The following is a 15,239-nucleotide window of genomic DNA, read 5'->3' on the forward strand; positions in this document are numbered from 1 at the left end:
TGCAACCTATATATGTACCAATCAGTACAATAGCAAGTGCCGGCAAAAAATAATTGCGCTTAACGGCAAAAGCTGGCCTGATTACGCTCAAATTTTTTGTTTTGTATCGCCTTATGCAGCGCTATCAGTTAGATAAAGACAGCAGTAAGCATTGGCTTACGGCCACAGAGACAGAGCAGATCATCGCGTTAATTGCCGCCAGCTTTAACGGCGTCGACAGCCGTGACTATTTTAACCGTTACTTTGCTAACCCACAGCATTACCAACGCCGATTAAGGCTGTTTTATCAGGACGCCGTATTACAAGGCTACTGTTTACTGACCTTTCGTAAAGTGGCCAGCAACAGCATCATAATGGGCGCCTCGGCAGCCTTTACACCGGGTTATCGCGGCAACAACAGTACCTTTGGTTTTTCGTTTTTCGCCGCCGTTAGCACCTGGCTGCGCCAGCCAAAACATAAGGTGTATTACCTCGACACCATGCTAAGCCCGGCCATGTACCGGGCAATTGGCAAAAAAGTCGCCTTTATTTACCCCAACCCCGGCATGAGCAGCGCCGACATCACCCGCTACCACGCCCTGGTACCCGATGCCGAACCCAGCACCTGGCACGGGCTTAACTGCCTAAAAACCGTCGGCCGCGCCACCAATTACAGCAAAGACGACATAGCGCGGTTAAAAGCCAGCAACAAAGCCGAAATAGCTTTTTACTGCCAGCTAAACCCTAACTTTGATAACGGCACAGCACTAATGGTGTTAATACCAGTAAACCTAAAGCAACTGCTGTATACCGGCGTGAAGTGGTTAAAGGGCTTGGTTAAGCGCTAAGGCATAACGCTGGTGTTGTCAGAGTTATTTGCAATATCATGACTTCAACAAACCAATGTGCCCGTTACTACTTCTTTTCCATTAAAAAATTGGTCAGCACTACCCCACGCACTTCTTTTTGCTGCTGTTTTATTACCACAAAACCATAATGCTGAAAAAACGGCTTTGCGGTAATACTTACGTTGGCATAAAAGCGCTTTATACCCTGGCGCTTACCGGCTTTCAGCAGATGCTGCATTAAGGCTTTACCCACACCTTTGCCCTGATACGCCTGGTGGCAAAAGAAAAAGTCGATATAGCCATCACTTTGCACATCGGCAAAGCCGACGATGGTGTCGTTATGCAGCGCGACAAAAGGCTCGCTTTGCATTATGCGCATGGCCCAGGCGTTTTCATCGTACTGCGCCGGGGCCCAGGCATTAAGCTGCGCTTCATCATAATCACGCTGGTTAACGTTATGCACAGTCTGATAAAACAGCTCCCGCAGTAGCGGCTCTTCACCGGGTTGATAGGGACGAATGTGGTACATAATGTCGCCTCAGCTAAGAAATCGTCGCAGCATAACAGACTTATCTTTATAAAATCTTTATATCGCCTGCAGTAATCTTTAGAAAAGCTTAACAGCAGCCTGGAGTGGCCGGCGTTAGGCTATGCGGCACCGGAATTAACACAGCCGTTCCCATGTCGACCTATTCTTATTCGTTTGCTGATAGCCAGACTAAAACCAAACACTTTTTTTACCGGGTTATCGGTTACCTGTTACTCAGCCTTAGCCTGGCGCAGCTGTTAACCAGCGCGGTTAGCTTTGGCTATGGCGAACGGGCTTTCTGGAATTTCTTGTTAGCGGCTGTTATTACCGCTAGCACTGGCCTGTATCTAGTAATGCGCTCCGGTGGTGCAGTACAGCTAAAAAAGCGCTATTTATTTTTACTTACCACGCTATGCTGGTTGAGTATCTGCATGTTTGCCGCCTTGCCACTTTATTTGAGCATACCGGATCTCAGCATTACCGATGCCTGGTTTGAAACCGTCTCCGCTATTACCACTACCGGTTCTACCGTATTAAGTGGCCTGGATACGATGCCCAAAGGGGTATTATTTTGGCGCGCGCTTCTGCAGTGGATTGGTGGTATCGGTATTATCGTCATGGCCATTGCAATCTTACCGGCGCTAAAAATTGGCGGTATGAAGCTATTTAAAACCGAAAGCTCAGATATCTCAGAAAAGATTTTGCCGCGCAGCAGCAGCTTGTCGACCTATATCTTATTGGTGTATCTGGCCATTAGCACGGCAGCGGCACTCAGTTATGCCATCGGTGGCATGTCGTGGTTTGATGCCATTACCCATGCCATGACATCGGCGGCTACTGGCGGCTTTGCCAATTACGATGCCTCTTTTGGCCATTTTAATGACAAACCCTGGCTGCTTTGGCTGGCAAGCCTGTGGATGATGCTGGCGGCACTGCCTTTTGTGTTGTTTGTCGGTATGGCAAAAGGCGATAAATGGGCACTGCTGCGCGACCCGCAGGTAAAGGCGTTTTTGGCCATAGTCGCTACCGTCACCTTACTTTTAACCCTGTATCAGATGTGGCACCACGACAGGCCTTTGTTAGATGGTCTGACCCACAGTTTATTTAATGTAGTGTCGGTTATTACCACTTGTGGTTATGCCTCTGAAGATTACTCAGTCTGGGGCAGCATGGCGGTGGTGCTGTTTTTTTACTTAACCTTTAGCGGTGGTTGCTCTGGCTCGACCTCGGGCGGGCTGAAAATATTCCGCACCCAGCTGGCCGGTTATTTACTGCTAAAACAGTTAAATTTGCTTATTCACCCCAATGCTATCTGGACGCAAAAATACGGCAGTAAAAAAGTCGATGATGCGCTGCTTGGCGCTGTACTGGCCTTTGCCTTTATTTATTTTGCCACTATAGCGGCACTGGCACTGGTGTTATCAATGTTTGAGCTGGACTTTGTTACTGCCCTTACCGGAGCTGCGACCGCTGTGAGTAATGTTGGCCCTGGGCTGGGTGATATTATCGGCCCGGCGGGTAACTTTGCCAGCTTGCCGGATGGCGCGAAATGGAGTTTAACCCTGGGTATGCTGTTGGGACGACTGGAAATTTTAACTATGTTATTGTTATTTACCCCGATGTATTGGCGCTACTGAGCAAACCCTGTAATGAGATTACGCCATCACAAACACCTTAGTCTTTGGCAGCTGTTGCTATTGTCTGTCGCTGTGCCTGCGCTGTTAGCACTGCTATTACTGCCAGCAAGGGCAATGGCAACCACCACCGATGTGGCAATGTTGCAGCTGCTATGGGTTACCGTGGTGGCGCAATATGCCGGCCAGCGCTGGGCTATCATTAGCACCATTTGCAGTGTATTGCTGCTGAATTTGCTGTTTGTTAAGCCCTACTACACCCTGTTGGTGCATCAGGGCGATTATATTATTACCTTTGTTGTCATGCTGTTGCTGGGCATTTTTATTGCGCGCCTGTCCGGCCGCTTGCGTTTGGAGCTGGCGCGGGCGAAAAAGTATATGCGCCAGCGCCAGCTGTTAAACAACAAAACCCGGCAAGCAAAACTTCAGGCCGAGCTCGAGTACAGTCGGGCGATGATGCTGCGATCATTGTCACATGACTTACGCACTCCGCTGGCCACCATTATGGGCGCTTCCAGCATGTTGGCTGATAAAGATTTGTGCCTTAATGAAACGCAGATCCGCGAGCAAGCCAACAATATTTATCAGCAAAGCAGTCTTCTTAGCCAACATTTCGATAAAGTGATGGAGTTAAGCCGGGTGCAGCAGATGCAAAACTCAATGAAAATTGAGCCGGTTGCAGTATCTGATATTATTTCAGCCGCCATCGCCAGGCGCGCTGCCGTGTTGGCTCAGCTTAACCTCAGCATAGCGCTTGCTACCCCTTACTGCACTGCCGATGCCACCTTGTTGGAAATCGCACTAGCCAATATGCTGGAAAACGCAGTAAAACACGGTGCCGCGCCGGTCGCTATAGCGTTTTCACAACAAGATAAGCTGTTTACGTTAAGTATGACCAATGCCCTAGGTAGCAGCATGACGCAGCGCGATAGCGGCACCGGCCTTGGCACAGCGATATGCCGGGCGGTAATGCACCTGCATAGCGGCCAATTTACTACTGAGATAAATAGCGCATCAGCGCAGTTTACAGCCCGGCTAAGCTGGCCTGACAGCAGCACAAAAGGAGCGCCACTTGGCTGAAACCATATTGGTGCTGGAAGACGATCCGGCAATGCAAAGCTTTCTCACCACACTACTTTGCAGCAAACAATATCAAACCCACAGCTTTGCACATGGCATAGCTGCGCTACAGCTGTTAACTGAGCAAACGGTCGATCTGGTTTTACTCGATTTGGGTTTGACCGACATGGACGGTCAACACTGGCTGCGGCAATTACGCAGTTGGAGTGATACACCTGTGATTGTGATTTCTGCCCGCCAGAGTGAGCAAGATAAAGTACAGGCGCTGGATAATGGCGCCAATGATTATGTTACCAAGCCGTTTAGCGCAGCAGAGCTGTTAGCCCGCATCAGGGCCAACTTGCGTCAGACAAACGTGCAGCAGCAGGTATTTTGTTTTGGCACTGTGCGGTTAGATCCGGTGCAACGCAAAGTCAGTCGCGACGGTGCTGACGTACATCTAACCAAAACCGAATATGATATTTTACTGCTGCTACTGCGCCACGCCGATAAGGTACTCACGCATAACCAGATTTTAAGCCAGGTTTGGGGCGATGCTTATACCGGCAGGCCGGAATATGTCCGTGTGCATATGGCGCAACTGCGACAAAAACTTGAAGATACCCCCGCCGCGCCGGTGTATCTGAAAACCGAACCTGGTGTTGGTTACCGGTTGAAACTACAGCCATAAAAAAACCCCGCAGCGCAGGGTTTTCGCATTTAACCAGCCAGCTATTACAGAATAGCCAACAGCTCAACGTCGAAAATCAGTGCGCTAAAAGGCGCAATCGCATTACCCGCGCCGCGCTCGCCGTAGGCCAGGTTGTGCGGGATATATAAACGCAGTTTGCTGCCTGGTGACATCAGTTGCAGGGCTTCAGTCCAGCCGGCGATAACGCCAGATACCGGGAATTCGGCCGGCTCACCACGCTGATAAGAGCTGTCAAACACAGTACCGTCGATTAGGGTACCGTGATAATGCGTACGCACGGTTGAATTGTGCGTTGGTTTTTCGCCTTCTGCGGCAACCAGTACTTCGTACTGTAAACCTGAAGCGGTTACGGTGATTTCAGGGCGCTTGGCGTTTTCAGCCAGGAAGGCTTCGCCGGCTTGCGCTAATAATTCGGCCTTTTCAGCTTGCTCTGCCTGCATGCGCTCACTGATCACAGTAAAAGCCGCACGAATTTGCTCGTCGCTGACTTCCGGAGCCTGTTCAGTGAAGGCGGCGATGACGCCAGCGGCAACGGCGTCGATATCTAAGCCGTCAAACGGGTTGTCGGCCAGTTGCTGGCCCATTTGTAAACCAATACCATAGCTGGCGTGCTGTTCAAGCGTTGTATATTTTGACATGAGTTCCACTTATGCTGGAAAAGCCTTACGGCTTTGGGTTAAAAGTGCGCCTATACTAGCGCATAAGCGCGCGAATGTCTTGCCGGCTAGGATTGGCGGCTTGGTCTTACAGCCTAACTGGCTAAGATATTGCGTTAATCGGCTAGCTGCTGGATTCTCTGCCAGATAGCAGCCACATGCTGCTGGTCCTGCTCGCTTAGCTCACCATTAGTGATAGCTTGCTCAAGCGTATCATTTACCTGCTTTACTACATCGGCAGCAGCAAAAGACTCGTCCGCCACCTGCAAGGTGCCTACCGCCAAATCAAAATGGCCGCGCAGGTAGCCTGAGGCAAATAATTCATCATCAGTTGCCACCGGCACCAGATCGTCAAACAGCTGGGCAACGGCGTCAATAAAGCGCTCAGGCATCGTTAGTGTTGTCATGTTATAGCTCATCCTCGTAGCCTAAACGGTAAATGACATAGTCGTTGTAGCCGGTTAATACATTCATTAAACCGGTAAGTTGCTGGTCAAGCTCGGCATCACCGGTATCGGCCAGCAGAGGCCGGCCATCTAATTGCTGCAACTTGGTTTTGCTGGCAATCAGTAAAATATTGTCGCGGCCAATGGCGCGAATAACTGCCGGCGACAACTGCTGATTACCGCGGCCAAATACATGGCCCTGGCCACCAATTAAGGTAATAATCAGTTTACTCGGGTAGCCCTGCACCAACTCAAGTAACTGGCTGGCGCTGACATCTTTGGCGATAAGCTGGCCATTTTCCACCACATCAACACCCAGCAAGGTGTTATCCAGACCCAGCTCGGCCATTACCGCCGCCACGGTAGAGCCAGAGCCCATCACATAACGCACATCGTCTTCGAGCAGGCTGACGACATAGGCCGCTAAATCGGCCAACACCAGCTCTTCACTCTCGCGCCCGCCCATTTTTACACTTTGCACATAGCGTAGCTGCGCCGGTATACGCATTTCACCGTAGCGGCGCGCTTTAACCACACCCTGGCGAAATGCCTGCTCGTCGATATCCATTACCGGTGCTTCGCTAAGCGACACCAGCTCACCAGCAATGAGCTTGGCGACCAGTTTACCGGCGGCTTGGGGCGAGATGGCATACACGCCGGAGTGAATTTTTACCCCGGCCGGAATACCCAGCACTGTGGTGTTCTCGCCCACCACGGCACAGATATTACGCGCTGTGCCATCGCCACCGGCAAACAGCAGCAAATCCACACCCTGCTCTGCCATCAGCCTGGCAGCTGTTTCAGTATCCTCAGCGGTCGATGGCCACTGCGGTGGGCTATACAGCAGCTGATAGTTAAGGTTAAGCGCCTGACAAAGCTGCTCGCCCATATCGCCGGCTACGGTCAGCACTTCGAACTTGTCCGCTAAGGCGGCAAGCTCGTTAAGTGCTGTACTGGCGCGGTTCATCGCCTGTGGGGTGGCGCCCAGCGCCAGTGCCTGATCAGCCTGACCGTCGGAGCCTTTTAAGCCAACACTGCCACCAAGTCCCGCCAACGGGTTAATAATAAGCCCCAGCCGAAACCGATTCGCCATACTGCAATACCCTAAGCCAGTTAAAAACGGCGGCTATTGTAGCCTTAGCACGCCCTGCTGGCAAAGTGGCTACCGCCAACAGAATTTTAGCGGCGAAAATTGCGTAACTGCTGCAGCTCAGCTTTACTGATTAACAGCAGCCGACGCTGGCGATGTGCACATGAGGTGTAGCAATGTTATTGAATTCCCTAAGATTTAAACTAACGGCCGGCATAGCAGTGCTCACCGCCATCAGTATTGGCAGTATGACGCTGATTGGCTGGTACTCGATGCAAAGCTCCAGCCAATCGGCGGTGGATAATGTGCGCCAATCGCTGGGGCAAACTGCTCAAGCCATGTTAAGTGCCGAGGCCCGGCTGACTGCGCTTGAAACTGCAGCGCTGTTGAACCGCAATTATGATGTGGCTAAAAATCTGGCCAGCATTATGGCCAACACTGCCCATGGCAGCGGCCTGACACCTTACAGCCGGGAACAAGTACAAGCGCTGGCGGGCCATATCTTAGCGGCAAACGCCGGTATATCTTCTGTTTATACCCAATACGAGCCCAATGGCTACGACAACCGCGATGCCGGGTTTGATGCCAGCAGTGCACATAGTTCAAAAGAAGGCACGCTGGAGGTGTATTGGATCAGAGAAAACACCGGCTTAAAATTTATTCAAACCGAAGATCCGGGCATTAAATATCTGGATAAGCGTAATGAGCTGGGTTTGCGGGAGGCTGAATGGTACCTGTGTAGCCGTGACACGTTAAAACCCTGCCTGATGGAACCCTATATTTTTGAAATTGAACCTGGCAACAGTGCACTGCTTACGTCTTTAGTGTATCCGGTGGTGACCCAGGGCCAATTTCGTGGCGTTGCCGGTGTCGATATGAATCTGCCGGTACTGCAGCAAGGTTTAATGCGCCAGGCGGCCGATTTATATGACGGCAAAGCCCAACTGTATCTGCTGACAGGCCGCGGTATGCTGTTAGCCAGTAACCGCTTTGCCGATCAGTTAGGCCAGGCACTGCCACAACTGGATGCTGCACTGTACCAGCAGCTGCAGCAGGCCAGCAGCGGCGTATTTGAATATAACGGCCAGCTGGTAATAAAAAGCCCAATTAAGATAGAAGCGTCCGGCTCAGAGTGGTTTAGCGTTATCGCCGTGCCGAAAACGCTGGCGTTGCAGGCGGCCGAGCAACTGGCCAACCAATTAGCCGAGGATGGCCAAAGCACTGCGCTAACCATGGTCGGCTTTGGCGTTATTCTGCTGCTGGCCATAATGGCGCTGCTGGCACTGTGGCTTAACGCGGCTACCCGACCTATTGCCAGCATGAGCAAAGTGATGCACCAACTGGCTGGCGCCGAGGGCGATTTAACGGTGAAATTGGCCGCCGATAGCCACAGCGAACTGAATTTAATGGCCGAGGGTTTTAATGCTTTTGCCACTAAATTGCGCGAGATGATCCGTGCGTTAAAAGCCGGCTCAGACGAGCTGCAACAACAAAGCCGGCAACTGGTGAACACTATTGATAAAACCAGCCAGTCAACCTCAGTGCAGGCCAGCGAAATTCAAAACGTAGTGACCGCCATGCATCAAATGAGCGCCACTGCTAATGAAGTGGCCACGCTGGCCAGTAGCACCGCCAGCGGCGCCCAAGAGTCTATAACGGCCTTAAATGAAGCCACCCGCCTGCTACAAAATACCGTGGATGAATTTAAAGGCGTGGCGCGCGATTTTGACAGCAGCAGCCAAAAAGTCGCGGCCGTGGCCAGTAGCAGCCAGGAAATTAACCAGATCACTGAAGTGATTCAGGCTATTGCCGAGCAAACCAACTTGCTGGCATTAAACGCTGCCATAGAGGCTGCGCGTGCCGGCGATCAAGGCCGGGGTTTTGCCGTAGTGGCCGATGAAGTGCGCTCGCTGGCCGCCCGTACCCATAGCTCTACCGATCAGATCAAAACGCTAATTGATGCCCTGCAGCGCCAGGTAAAAGACACGGTAGCGCAAATCAGTATCAGCACGGCCAGCGTCGATAAAACAGTGACCGAGGCCGAAGTGGCCTATGACAAGCTGTCGCAGGCGACTTCCGGCATGGCGGCCATTTCTGACAATGCGTTTCAGGTGGCCGCTGCCGCCGAGCAGCAAAATCAGGTTAGCGAAGAGATAAACCGCAATATTACCGCTATTGGCGATGCAACCCGCGAGCTGGAACAACTGGCACAGCATAACCTGAGTATCAGCAGTGCTATTGATAAGGTAACCGAACGCATTGATAGCCAACTTAGCAAATTACGCTGCGACTAGGCGCGGAGGCCCTGATGAAAACTTATTTAATACCGCTGCTACTGCTAAGCAACAGTGCACTGGCTGACAGCAGCTGGAGTTTTACCCTAACCGGCGCCAGCAACTATTTATTTAATGGCGTTAGCCAAACTGATAAAAACCCGGCACTGCAACCCGGGCTGAATTGGGATGCCGGTAATGGCTTTTATGCCGGCAGCTGGGCGTCAAATGTCGATTTTGGCGAGGGCACCAAACTGGAATGGGATGCCTACATCGGCTATTACACTGAGCTGGACAATGGCCTGGCCGTTGACGCCGGTTTTGCCCAGTACACTTATCATGGTATGAGCCAGAGCAAGGAGCTGAATTTTCCGGAAATTTACCTGAAGTTCGGCCACTCTGGCTATAACCTAAACCTGTGGTACAGCTATGATTACTTCGGCTTTGGCGGCGGCCATTATGTGATTATGCTGACCAAAACCCTGGAGTTGAGTGATAACTGGTCACTGCTGCTGGGGGTTGACCGCTCGACCTCGACTGACACAGCGAAATACAGCTGGGAAGGTGATAGCAGTTTTATGCACTGGCAGGCAATGCTTAAAACCCAGTATCAGGGGCTGGATATCGCTATTGGCTATCATGATACCAGCCTTGACGAGCGCTGGGGCGATGCGGCCATTTTATTGACGGTCAGCAAGACGTGGTCTTGGTAGATGACAAAAATGAATGCAGTAAAAATAGTCAGTGTTATGAGTTATATGATTTGCCTACTTGTTAACACAGTACTGGCAACAACGACAACAAGCAGTGACAATCTACAGGATGTAAGAGCAACAAAGCGCGTGGCAACTGTCCGTCTGGCAACATTGGAGTGGCCGCCGTATAGCAGCGCGAAGATTGAGAATGGCGGCGAAATTGTGCATAAAGTCGTCACAATATTTCGGCATATGGGATACGTTGCTAAAGTTGATGTTTTACCCTGGTCACGCGCTGTAAGAAGCACTTATGGCGACCGACCAAAATATCAGGCGTATTTCCCAGAGTATCCGCTTTCAGACACGCAATTTAGGTTATCTGATGCTGTAGGTATTAGCGAGGTTGGCTTGGTGCAACGTAAAGATCGCACACTAAAGCTCGATAGTGCCCTCTCATTGCAAAAATATCGCCTCGGTGTGGTACAAGATTATGTCAACACCCAAGAAATTGACGCGTTGATTGCAAATAAACAAATTAAGCCAATTGTTGCTATCAGTGACAGGCAGAATCTTGTACGGGTATTAAATGGTGATATCGATGTCGCCGTGATTGATAAAAGAGTCATGCGTCACCTTATTGTCCACGACAAAGAATTAAACGAGCACCACACCGGAAATTTGATTTTCAATAACGCCTTGTCTGAACACATCACGTTGCATGTCGCATTCAACCGCTACCTGACGGATGACGGCTTTATTGATCAATTCAATCAAGCTTTAGCTGAGTTAGAGACTATGAATACTATGTCTGATGAAGCCTTGTTCTGATAGTTACATCGTCTTAGTTGGTATTGATAGAGCCAGAATCGTTGCGATTAAAGCCAGCGCCGCGGCCAAATAAAACGTCAGGCTGGCGCCGGCACCGTCTTGCCACAATAGACCTGACGCATAAGCGCCAACAGCGCCACCGCCGCCAAATATCACACCGGCATACAGCGCCTGGCCGCGGCTGCGCATATGTTTGGGGAAAAACTGCTGGATAAACTGCATAGCGCAGCTATGGGCAATAGCAAAGCTGCCGGCATGCAGCAACATACTGAAACTGAGCCACCACAGGTTATCGGCCAATTCGGCCAGTAACAGCCAGCGCAGTACGGTGACACCGTAGCAAATACCCAGCAGCTTAGCGTAACTGCGGTTACGCATCAGGCTACCGGCAAAGTAAAACGCCACAATTTCGGCAGCAATCGCAATAGCAATAAACAAACCGGTCTGGCTGCCGCTGTAGCCTAAATCACGGCTGTACAGGGTAAAAAAGCCATAAAATGGCGCAAAGCTCATTTGCAGTAATAAGGCCGCCGCCATAAAGCGCAGCAGTACGCTGTTTTTTAACAGCTGGCTAAAACGCACACTGTGCTCTGACGTTGCCGTGGCCAACGTCACTTTAGGAAGCATAAACAGGGTGAGCACCAGCAACAGTAAAAACAGTAACGCCGACAGTGGCAAAAACTCGCTGCCATAGCGCTCAAACAGCCAGCCACCGAGCATTACCAACACAATATACCCCACACTGCCCGCGGTGCGGATACGGCTGTATTCACGGGTATCGTCGTTAAGGTAATTAAGCGTGGTTAGCTCCAGCTGCGGCAAAATAGCCGTCCAGAAAAAGCTAAACAGGGCAAAACCGGCCAGCAAGGGCCAAAAACCAAGATCAGCAAAACTGCTCAGCCAACCCAGTGTGGCCAGTACAGCACCGGTTTGCATTACACTGAGGGGCCTTGCGGTTTTATCCGCGACCCAGGCCCAGGTATTAGGGCCGACAATGCGGCTGGCAGTCACTATCGCCAGCAATAAACCGATATCGGCCGAGCTTAACCCGCGGCCATCAAGAAACAGGCCCAGATAAGGCACAAAGATGCCCAGCACACCAAAATAAGTAAAATAGGCCAGCACTAAGGCTGGCCTGGCAGAGAGCAGCGCCATAGTCTTTGGCTTAGCCCCGGCTCTGGCGGGCAATATCCGGTGTTGTCACCTTAACATCACTATTTTGCGCGCGGTGGCGCAGATAATGGTCCATCAGCACTATCGCCAGCATCGCTTCGGCGATAGGTACAGCCCGAATGCCAACACAGGGGTCGTGCCGGCCTTTGGTGACAATATCAATCACCTCGCCGTGAATGTTGATACTCTTACCCGGAATGCTGATGCTGGAGGTAGGCTTAAGCGCCATACTGACCAGCAAATCCTGCCCGGAAGAAATGCCCCCTAACACGCCACCGGCATGATTGGCACTAAAGCCCTGCGGCGTTAGCTCGTCACGATGGGTGGAGCCGCGCTGCTCTACCACCGCAAAGCCATCGCCTATTTCTACTGCTTTTACTGCGTTAATGCTCATCATGGCATGGGCAATATCGGCATCTAAGCGGTCAAACACTGGCTCACCCCAACCTACCGGCACATTGCTGGCCACCACATTGACACGGGCACCGACAGAGTCGCCGTCCTTTTTCAGCTGGCGCATATACTCATCTAAGGCTTCCAGCTTGGACGGATCCGGGCAAAAAAACGGGTTATTGTGCACTTCATCCCAGTTTATGCTGTCTATTTTCACCGGCCCCAGCTGCGCTAAATAACCGCGAATTTCAATACCGCATTGCTCACGCAGGTATTTTTTCGCAATAGCGCCTGCAGCCACCCGGATAGCGGTTTCGCGCGCCGATGAGCGGCCACCGCCGCGGTAGTCACGAATGCCGAACTTATGCCAGTAGGTATAATCGGCGTGACCCGGGCGAAACTGCTCTTTGATGTTGGCGTAGTCCTGCGAGCGCTGATCGGTGTTTTCAATCAGCAAACCAATGCTGGCACCGGTAGTGGTATCTTCAAACACACCTGAGAGGATCTTCACCGCATCCTCTTCGCGCCGCGCCGTGGTGTAACGTGATGTACCGGGCTTGCGCCGATCTAAATCATGCTGTAAATCTTCGCTGGTTAGCTGCATACCCGGTGGACAACCATCGACAATTCCGCCTATTGCCGGGCCGTGGCTTTCGCCAAAGGTAGTGACCTTAAATAATTGCCCTATGCTGTTACCGGCCATTGCTTCTCCTTACCGCTGTTTTTATTACCACTTTAATTACGACGACGTGTTACCAGTTTTCTTGTTCAAACAGGTGCTGACAGCGCAGCAGTTCTGCTTTGCTAATGGCAAATACACCCAAGCCGCCGTGGCTAAATTCCAGCCAGTCAAAGCCGACATCCGGGTAATCCTGTTGCAGTTGCACCATACTGTTACCCACTTCGCATACCAGCACACCGCCCTCGGTTAAATGGGCGGCAGCATCGCGTAAAATTCGCCGGGTCAGTGCCAGACCATCTTCGCCCGATGCCAGGCCCAGTTCGGGCTCATGACGGTATTCGTCTGGTAAATCGGCCATGTCTTCGGCATCGACATAAGGCGGGTTAGTGACAATTAAATCGTACTGGGCGCCACTTAGCTCAGTGTAACCATCTGACAAAATAGGAAAGACCCGCTGCTCCAGGCCATGCTGCTCAATATTCAGCTGTGCCACATCTAAGGCATCGGGGCTGATATCCACCGCATCGACCAGTGCCTCGTCAAAGGCATAAGCACAGGCAATGGCAATACAGCCCGAGCCGGTGCACAGATCGAGAATATGCTTTACCGTTTTGCCCTTCAGTAAGCGGCTGAATTTATCGTTAATCAGCTCAGCAATAGGTGAGCGCGGTACCAGCACCCGCTCGTCGACATAAAAGGGTAAACCAGCAAAATAAGCCTGATGGGTTAAATAGGCCGCCGGCATACGCTGTTCAATACGCTGTTGTAACAGCGCAATATACTGCTCGCGCTCGCTGCGGGTTAACCGCACATGCAACAGCTTATCATCGGTCAGTGGTGGCAAGTGCAGCACATAAGCCAGTAGGTTTGCCGCTTCATCCCAGGGGTTATCAGTGCCGTGCCCCAGATAGACATCAGCCTGATGCATTTTGCTGACGGCAAAACGCAGCCAGTCGTGCACGGTATAAAGTTCAGCAACCGCATCGTCAATCAGTTGCGGGGTAAACAGCATCTCGCCAGTATCAGACATGATAAATGTAAGCTCTTTTTGTAAAAACCGGTTAGTTTGAGTAGACTTGCGCCATGCAAAAGAAAGCCCCTGCCAGCACTGGCATCAGTATTGAAGACAGCCAGCTGTTTCGCCAGTCGATAACAGGCGCTAAGCCCATAGCGCAGGACAAGATACCGCCTGTTGCCGCCCCCCGCAAGCAAAAAAGACGTACAGACGTCTCAAGCCAAAACTCTGCTGAAAATTTGTTCTGGTTTTCTGACGAGTTTGAAGGTTTTGTTGCCGACGGTGCCAGTTTAAGCTGGGTACAGCCGGGCGAAGATCCGCATTTGGCTGGTCGCTTACGCCGCGGTGAATGCCAGCCGCAAGTGGTGCTGGATTTACATGGCATGACAACCTTACAGGCCAAAACAGAGCTGGCCGGTTTGTTGGCCTATTGTCAGCAACAGCAGTTTAACTGTGCGTGTGTGGTGCATGGTAAGGGCTTGGGTATTTTGGCGCAAAAAGTACCGAACTGGCTGATTCAGCACCCCAATGTGCGCGCTTTTCACACTGCGCCGAAAAGCTGGGGTAAACATGGCGCCCTGTTACTGCTGCTAAAAACCGATCAGCCGCCGGATGAACACTGGCGCTGATTGTGCCAGTATTGAGTCAGGCTTACACACTTAACAGCGCCAATTCTTGTGGCGATAACCGCTCGAGTAAACGCCCGCCCTGCTCTGGCCGATAATCGATACAGGCCAGCTGCGCGGTGCTGAAAATGGGCGCCTGACCGGGCTGGCTAAAGGCCTCGACCAAAAAACTGACCAGGGGCATATGCGATACCAGCAGCACCCGCGCATCCGGCTTATCAGCTAAGCGGGCATCTAAATAGCTTTTAAATAACGCAGCATCACCATCCGGAACCAGTTCAGGGATAATCTCTAACTGGCTAAACGGTGCTTGCTTGGCTAACATTAGCTCTGCAGTTTGGCGGGTACGGGTATAAGGACTGGCCCAGATCCAGTCAAAAGCAGCATAATGCTGTTGCAACCACAGCGCCATCTGGTTCACTTCGTGCTGGCCTCTTACGGTAAGCTGACGCTGACTGTCCTGTACGGACACAGGCTCTGCCTCACCGTGACGCATAATAACGAGATTTACCATGTACTTGACACCATACTGCTTCGGGGTCGAGCTTAACTTGCCAACGGCAGATAAGCCTACGCCGGGTAAAAATTGTGCGCTATGATA

At 51.5% G+C, this 15,239-nt stretch carries 16 protein-coding genes; 8 read left to right on the forward strand and 8 right to left on the reverse strand.

Annotated features, from left to right (window positions below; all coding sequences use genetic code 11):
* Positions 1 to 113: 113 nt before the first annotated feature.
* Entirely contained in the window at positions 114 to 827 is a 714-nt protein-coding gene (locus ABGI61_RS11775; protein ID WP_347601284.1) for a hypothetical protein, read from the forward strand.
* A 67-nt stretch (positions 828 to 894) separates the two neighbouring features.
* Here ABGI61_RS11775 and ABGI61_RS11780 read toward each other — a convergent pair whose 3' ends face one another.
* Positions 895 to 1,356 carry a GNAT family N-acetyltransferase gene (locus tag ABGI61_RS11780; RefSeq protein WP_347601286.1) on the reverse strand — a complete coding sequence of 154 codons (462 nt, stop codon included), beginning with the start codon at positions 1,354 to 1,356 and terminating at the stop codon, positions 895 to 897.
* A 152-nt stretch (positions 1,357 to 1,508) separates the two neighbouring features.
* On the opposite strand from ABGI61_RS11780, the gene ABGI61_RS11785 reads away from it, so the two are divergent.
* From ABGI61_RS11785 to ABGI61_RS11795, 3 genes are read left to right on the forward strand one after another with little or no spacing between them, the layout of a single operon-like run.
* The gene (locus ABGI61_RS11785) at positions 1,509 to 2,993 is read left to right on the forward strand and encodes a TrkH family potassium uptake protein (protein ID WP_347601288.1); all 1,485 of its coding nucleotides are present in this window, start codon (positions 1,509 to 1,511) and stop codon (positions 2,991 to 2,993) included.
* 12 nt (positions 2,994 to 3,005) lie between these two features.
* On the forward strand, positions 3,006 to 4,070 hold the full coding sequence (locus tag ABGI61_RS11790; RefSeq protein ID WP_347601290.1) for a sensor histidine kinase: 1,065 nt from the start codon (positions 3,006 to 3,008) through the stop codon (positions 4,068 to 4,070).
* Positions 4,063 to 4,740: a response regulator transcription factor gene (locus ABGI61_RS11795; protein WP_347601292.1), complete on the forward strand. Its 678-nt coding sequence runs from the start codon at positions 4,063 to 4,065 to the stop codon at positions 4,738 to 4,740. The genes ABGI61_RS11790 and ABGI61_RS11795 overlap by 8 nt, the downstream gene beginning before the upstream one ends.
* A gap of 44 nt (positions 4,741 to 4,784) precedes the next feature.
* Here the strand turns inward: ABGI61_RS11795 and bamJ are convergent, their stop codons facing one another.
* The 3 genes from bamJ to ABGI61_RS11810 form a co-directional block, all read right to left on the reverse strand.
* Positions 4,785 to 5,399, reverse strand: coding sequence for a BamJ family beta-barrel-assembly machinery protein (bamJ, locus tag ABGI61_RS11800; RefSeq protein WP_347601294.1), 615 nt, complete (start codon positions 5,397 to 5,399; stop codon positions 4,785 to 4,787).
* Between the two features lie 134 nt (positions 5,400 to 5,533).
* Positions 5,534 to 5,824, reverse strand: coding sequence for a YfcL family protein (locus ABGI61_RS11805; protein WP_347601296.1), 291 nt, complete (start codon positions 5,822 to 5,824; stop codon positions 5,534 to 5,536).
* A gap of 1 nt (position 5,825) precedes the next feature.
* Positions 5,826 to 6,956, reverse strand: coding sequence for an ATP-NAD kinase family protein (locus ABGI61_RS11810; protein ID WP_347601298.1), 1,131 nt, complete (start codon positions 6,954 to 6,956; stop codon positions 5,826 to 5,828).
* Between the two features lie 173 nt (positions 6,957 to 7,129).
* Between ABGI61_RS11810 and ABGI61_RS11815 the strand changes: the two genes are divergently transcribed.
* From ABGI61_RS11815 to ABGI61_RS11825, 3 genes are read left to right on the forward strand one after another with little or no spacing between them, the layout of a single operon-like run.
* Complete coding sequence (locus ABGI61_RS11815) at positions 7,130 to 9,247, forward strand: methyl-accepting chemotaxis protein (RefSeq protein WP_347601300.1); 2,118 nt, start codon at positions 7,130 to 7,132, stop codon at positions 9,245 to 9,247.
* 14 nt (positions 9,248 to 9,261) lie between these two features.
* Entirely contained in the window at positions 9,262 to 9,939 is a 678-nt protein-coding gene (locus ABGI61_RS11820) for a TorF family putative porin (RefSeq protein ID WP_347601302.1), read from the forward strand.
* Complete coding sequence (locus tag ABGI61_RS11825; RefSeq protein WP_347601304.1) at positions 9,940 to 10,749, forward strand: substrate-binding periplasmic protein; 810 nt, start codon at positions 9,940 to 9,942, stop codon at positions 10,747 to 10,749.
* A 3-nt stretch (positions 10,750 to 10,752) separates the two neighbouring features.
* On the opposite strand, the gene ABGI61_RS11830 is transcribed toward ABGI61_RS11825, so the two are convergent.
* The 3 genes from ABGI61_RS11830 to prmB are packed head-to-tail and all read right to left on the reverse strand — an operon-like array spanning position 10,753 to position 14,027.
* Positions 10,753 to 11,904 carry an MFS transporter gene (locus tag ABGI61_RS11830; protein WP_347601307.1) on the reverse strand — a complete coding sequence of 384 codons (1,152 nt, stop codon included), beginning with the start codon at positions 11,902 to 11,904 and terminating at the stop codon, positions 10,753 to 10,755.
* A 10-nt stretch (positions 11,905 to 11,914) separates the two neighbouring features.
* Entirely contained in the window at positions 11,915 to 13,018 is a 1,104-nt protein-coding gene (gene aroC, locus ABGI61_RS11835) for a chorismate synthase (protein WP_347601309.1), read from the reverse strand.
* Between the two features lie 49 nt (positions 13,019 to 13,067).
* Positions 13,068 to 14,027 (reverse strand): 50S ribosomal protein L3 N(5)-glutamine methyltransferase, encoded by a 960-nt coding sequence (gene prmB, locus ABGI61_RS11840; protein WP_347601312.1) that lies wholly within the window; start codon positions 14,025 to 14,027, stop codon positions 13,068 to 13,070.
* A 53-nt stretch (positions 14,028 to 14,080) separates the two neighbouring features.
* Here prmB and smrB point away from each other — a divergent pair, with 53 nt between their 5' ends.
* Complete coding sequence (gene smrB / locus ABGI61_RS11845; protein ID WP_347601314.1) at positions 14,081 to 14,641, forward strand: endonuclease SmrB; 561 nt, start codon at positions 14,081 to 14,083, stop codon at positions 14,639 to 14,641.
* Positions 14,642 to 14,663: 22 nt separating this feature from the next.
* On the opposite strand, the gene sixA is transcribed toward smrB, so the two are convergent.
* Positions 14,664 to 15,152 (reverse strand): phosphohistidine phosphatase SixA, encoded by a 489-nt coding sequence (gene sixA, locus ABGI61_RS11850; RefSeq protein ID WP_347601316.1) that lies wholly within the window; start codon positions 15,150 to 15,152, stop codon positions 14,664 to 14,666.
* Positions 15,153 to 15,239: the final 87 nt, after the last annotated feature.

It is taken from the genome of Rheinheimera fenheensis (assembly GCF_039871805.1).
In the GTDB taxonomy this organism is placed as follows: domain Bacteria; phylum Pseudomonadota; class Gammaproteobacteria; order Enterobacterales; family Alteromonadaceae; genus Alishewanella; species Alishewanella fenheensis.

Excerpts from the sequence above, each read along its gene's own strand:
- bamJ (WP_347601294.1), bottom strand. The coding sequence starts at position 5,399 with ATGTCAAAATATACAACGCTTGAACAGCACGCCAGCTATGGTATTGGT.
- ABGI61_RS11810 (WP_347601298.1), bottom strand. The coding sequence starts at position 6,956 with ATGGCGAATCGGTTTCGGCTGGGGCTTATTATTAACCCGTTGGCGGGA.
- ABGI61_RS11805 (WP_347601296.1), bottom strand. The coding sequence starts at position 5,824 with ATGACAACACTAACGATGCCTGAGCGCTTTATTGACGCCGTTGCCCAG.
- sixA (WP_347601316.1), bottom strand. The coding sequence starts at position 15,152 with ATGGTAAATCTCGTTATTATGCGTCACGGTGAGGCAGAGCCTGTGTCC.
- prmB (WP_347601312.1), bottom strand. The coding sequence starts at position 14,027 with ATGTCTGATACTGGCGAGATGCTGTTTACCCCGCAACTGATTGACGAT.
- ABGI61_RS11790 (WP_347601290.1), top strand. The coding sequence starts at position 3,006 with ATGAGATTACGCCATCACAAACACCTTAGTCTTTGGCAGCTGTTGCTA.
- smrB (WP_347601314.1), top strand. The coding sequence starts at position 14,081 with ATGCAAAAGAAAGCCCCTGCCAGCACTGGCATCAGTATTGAAGACAGC.
- aroC (WP_347601309.1), bottom strand. The coding sequence starts at position 13,018 with ATGGCCGGTAACAGCATAGGGCAATTATTTAAGGTCACTACCTTTGGC.
- ABGI61_RS11775 (WP_347601284.1), top strand. The coding sequence starts at position 114 with ATGCAGCGCTATCAGTTAGATAAAGACAGCAGTAAGCATTGGCTTACG.
- ABGI61_RS11785 (WP_347601288.1), top strand. The coding sequence starts at position 1,509 with ATGTCGACCTATTCTTATTCGTTTGCTGATAGCCAGACTAAAACCAAA.
- ABGI61_RS11825 (WP_347601304.1), top strand. The coding sequence starts at position 9,940 with ATGACAAAAATGAATGCAGTAAAAATAGTCAGTGTTATGAGTTATATG.
- ABGI61_RS11820 (WP_347601302.1), top strand. The coding sequence starts at position 9,262 with ATGAAAACTTATTTAATACCGCTGCTACTGCTAAGCAACAGTGCACTG.
- ABGI61_RS11815 (WP_347601300.1), top strand. The coding sequence starts at position 7,130 with ATGTTATTGAATTCCCTAAGATTTAAACTAACGGCCGGCATAGCAGTG.
- ABGI61_RS11780 (WP_347601286.1), bottom strand. The coding sequence starts at position 1,356 with ATGTACCACATTCGTCCCTATCAACCCGGTGAAGAGCCGCTACTGCGG.
- ABGI61_RS11830 (WP_347601307.1), bottom strand. The coding sequence starts at position 11,904 with ATGGCGCTGCTCTCTGCCAGGCCAGCCTTAGTGCTGGCCTATTTTACT.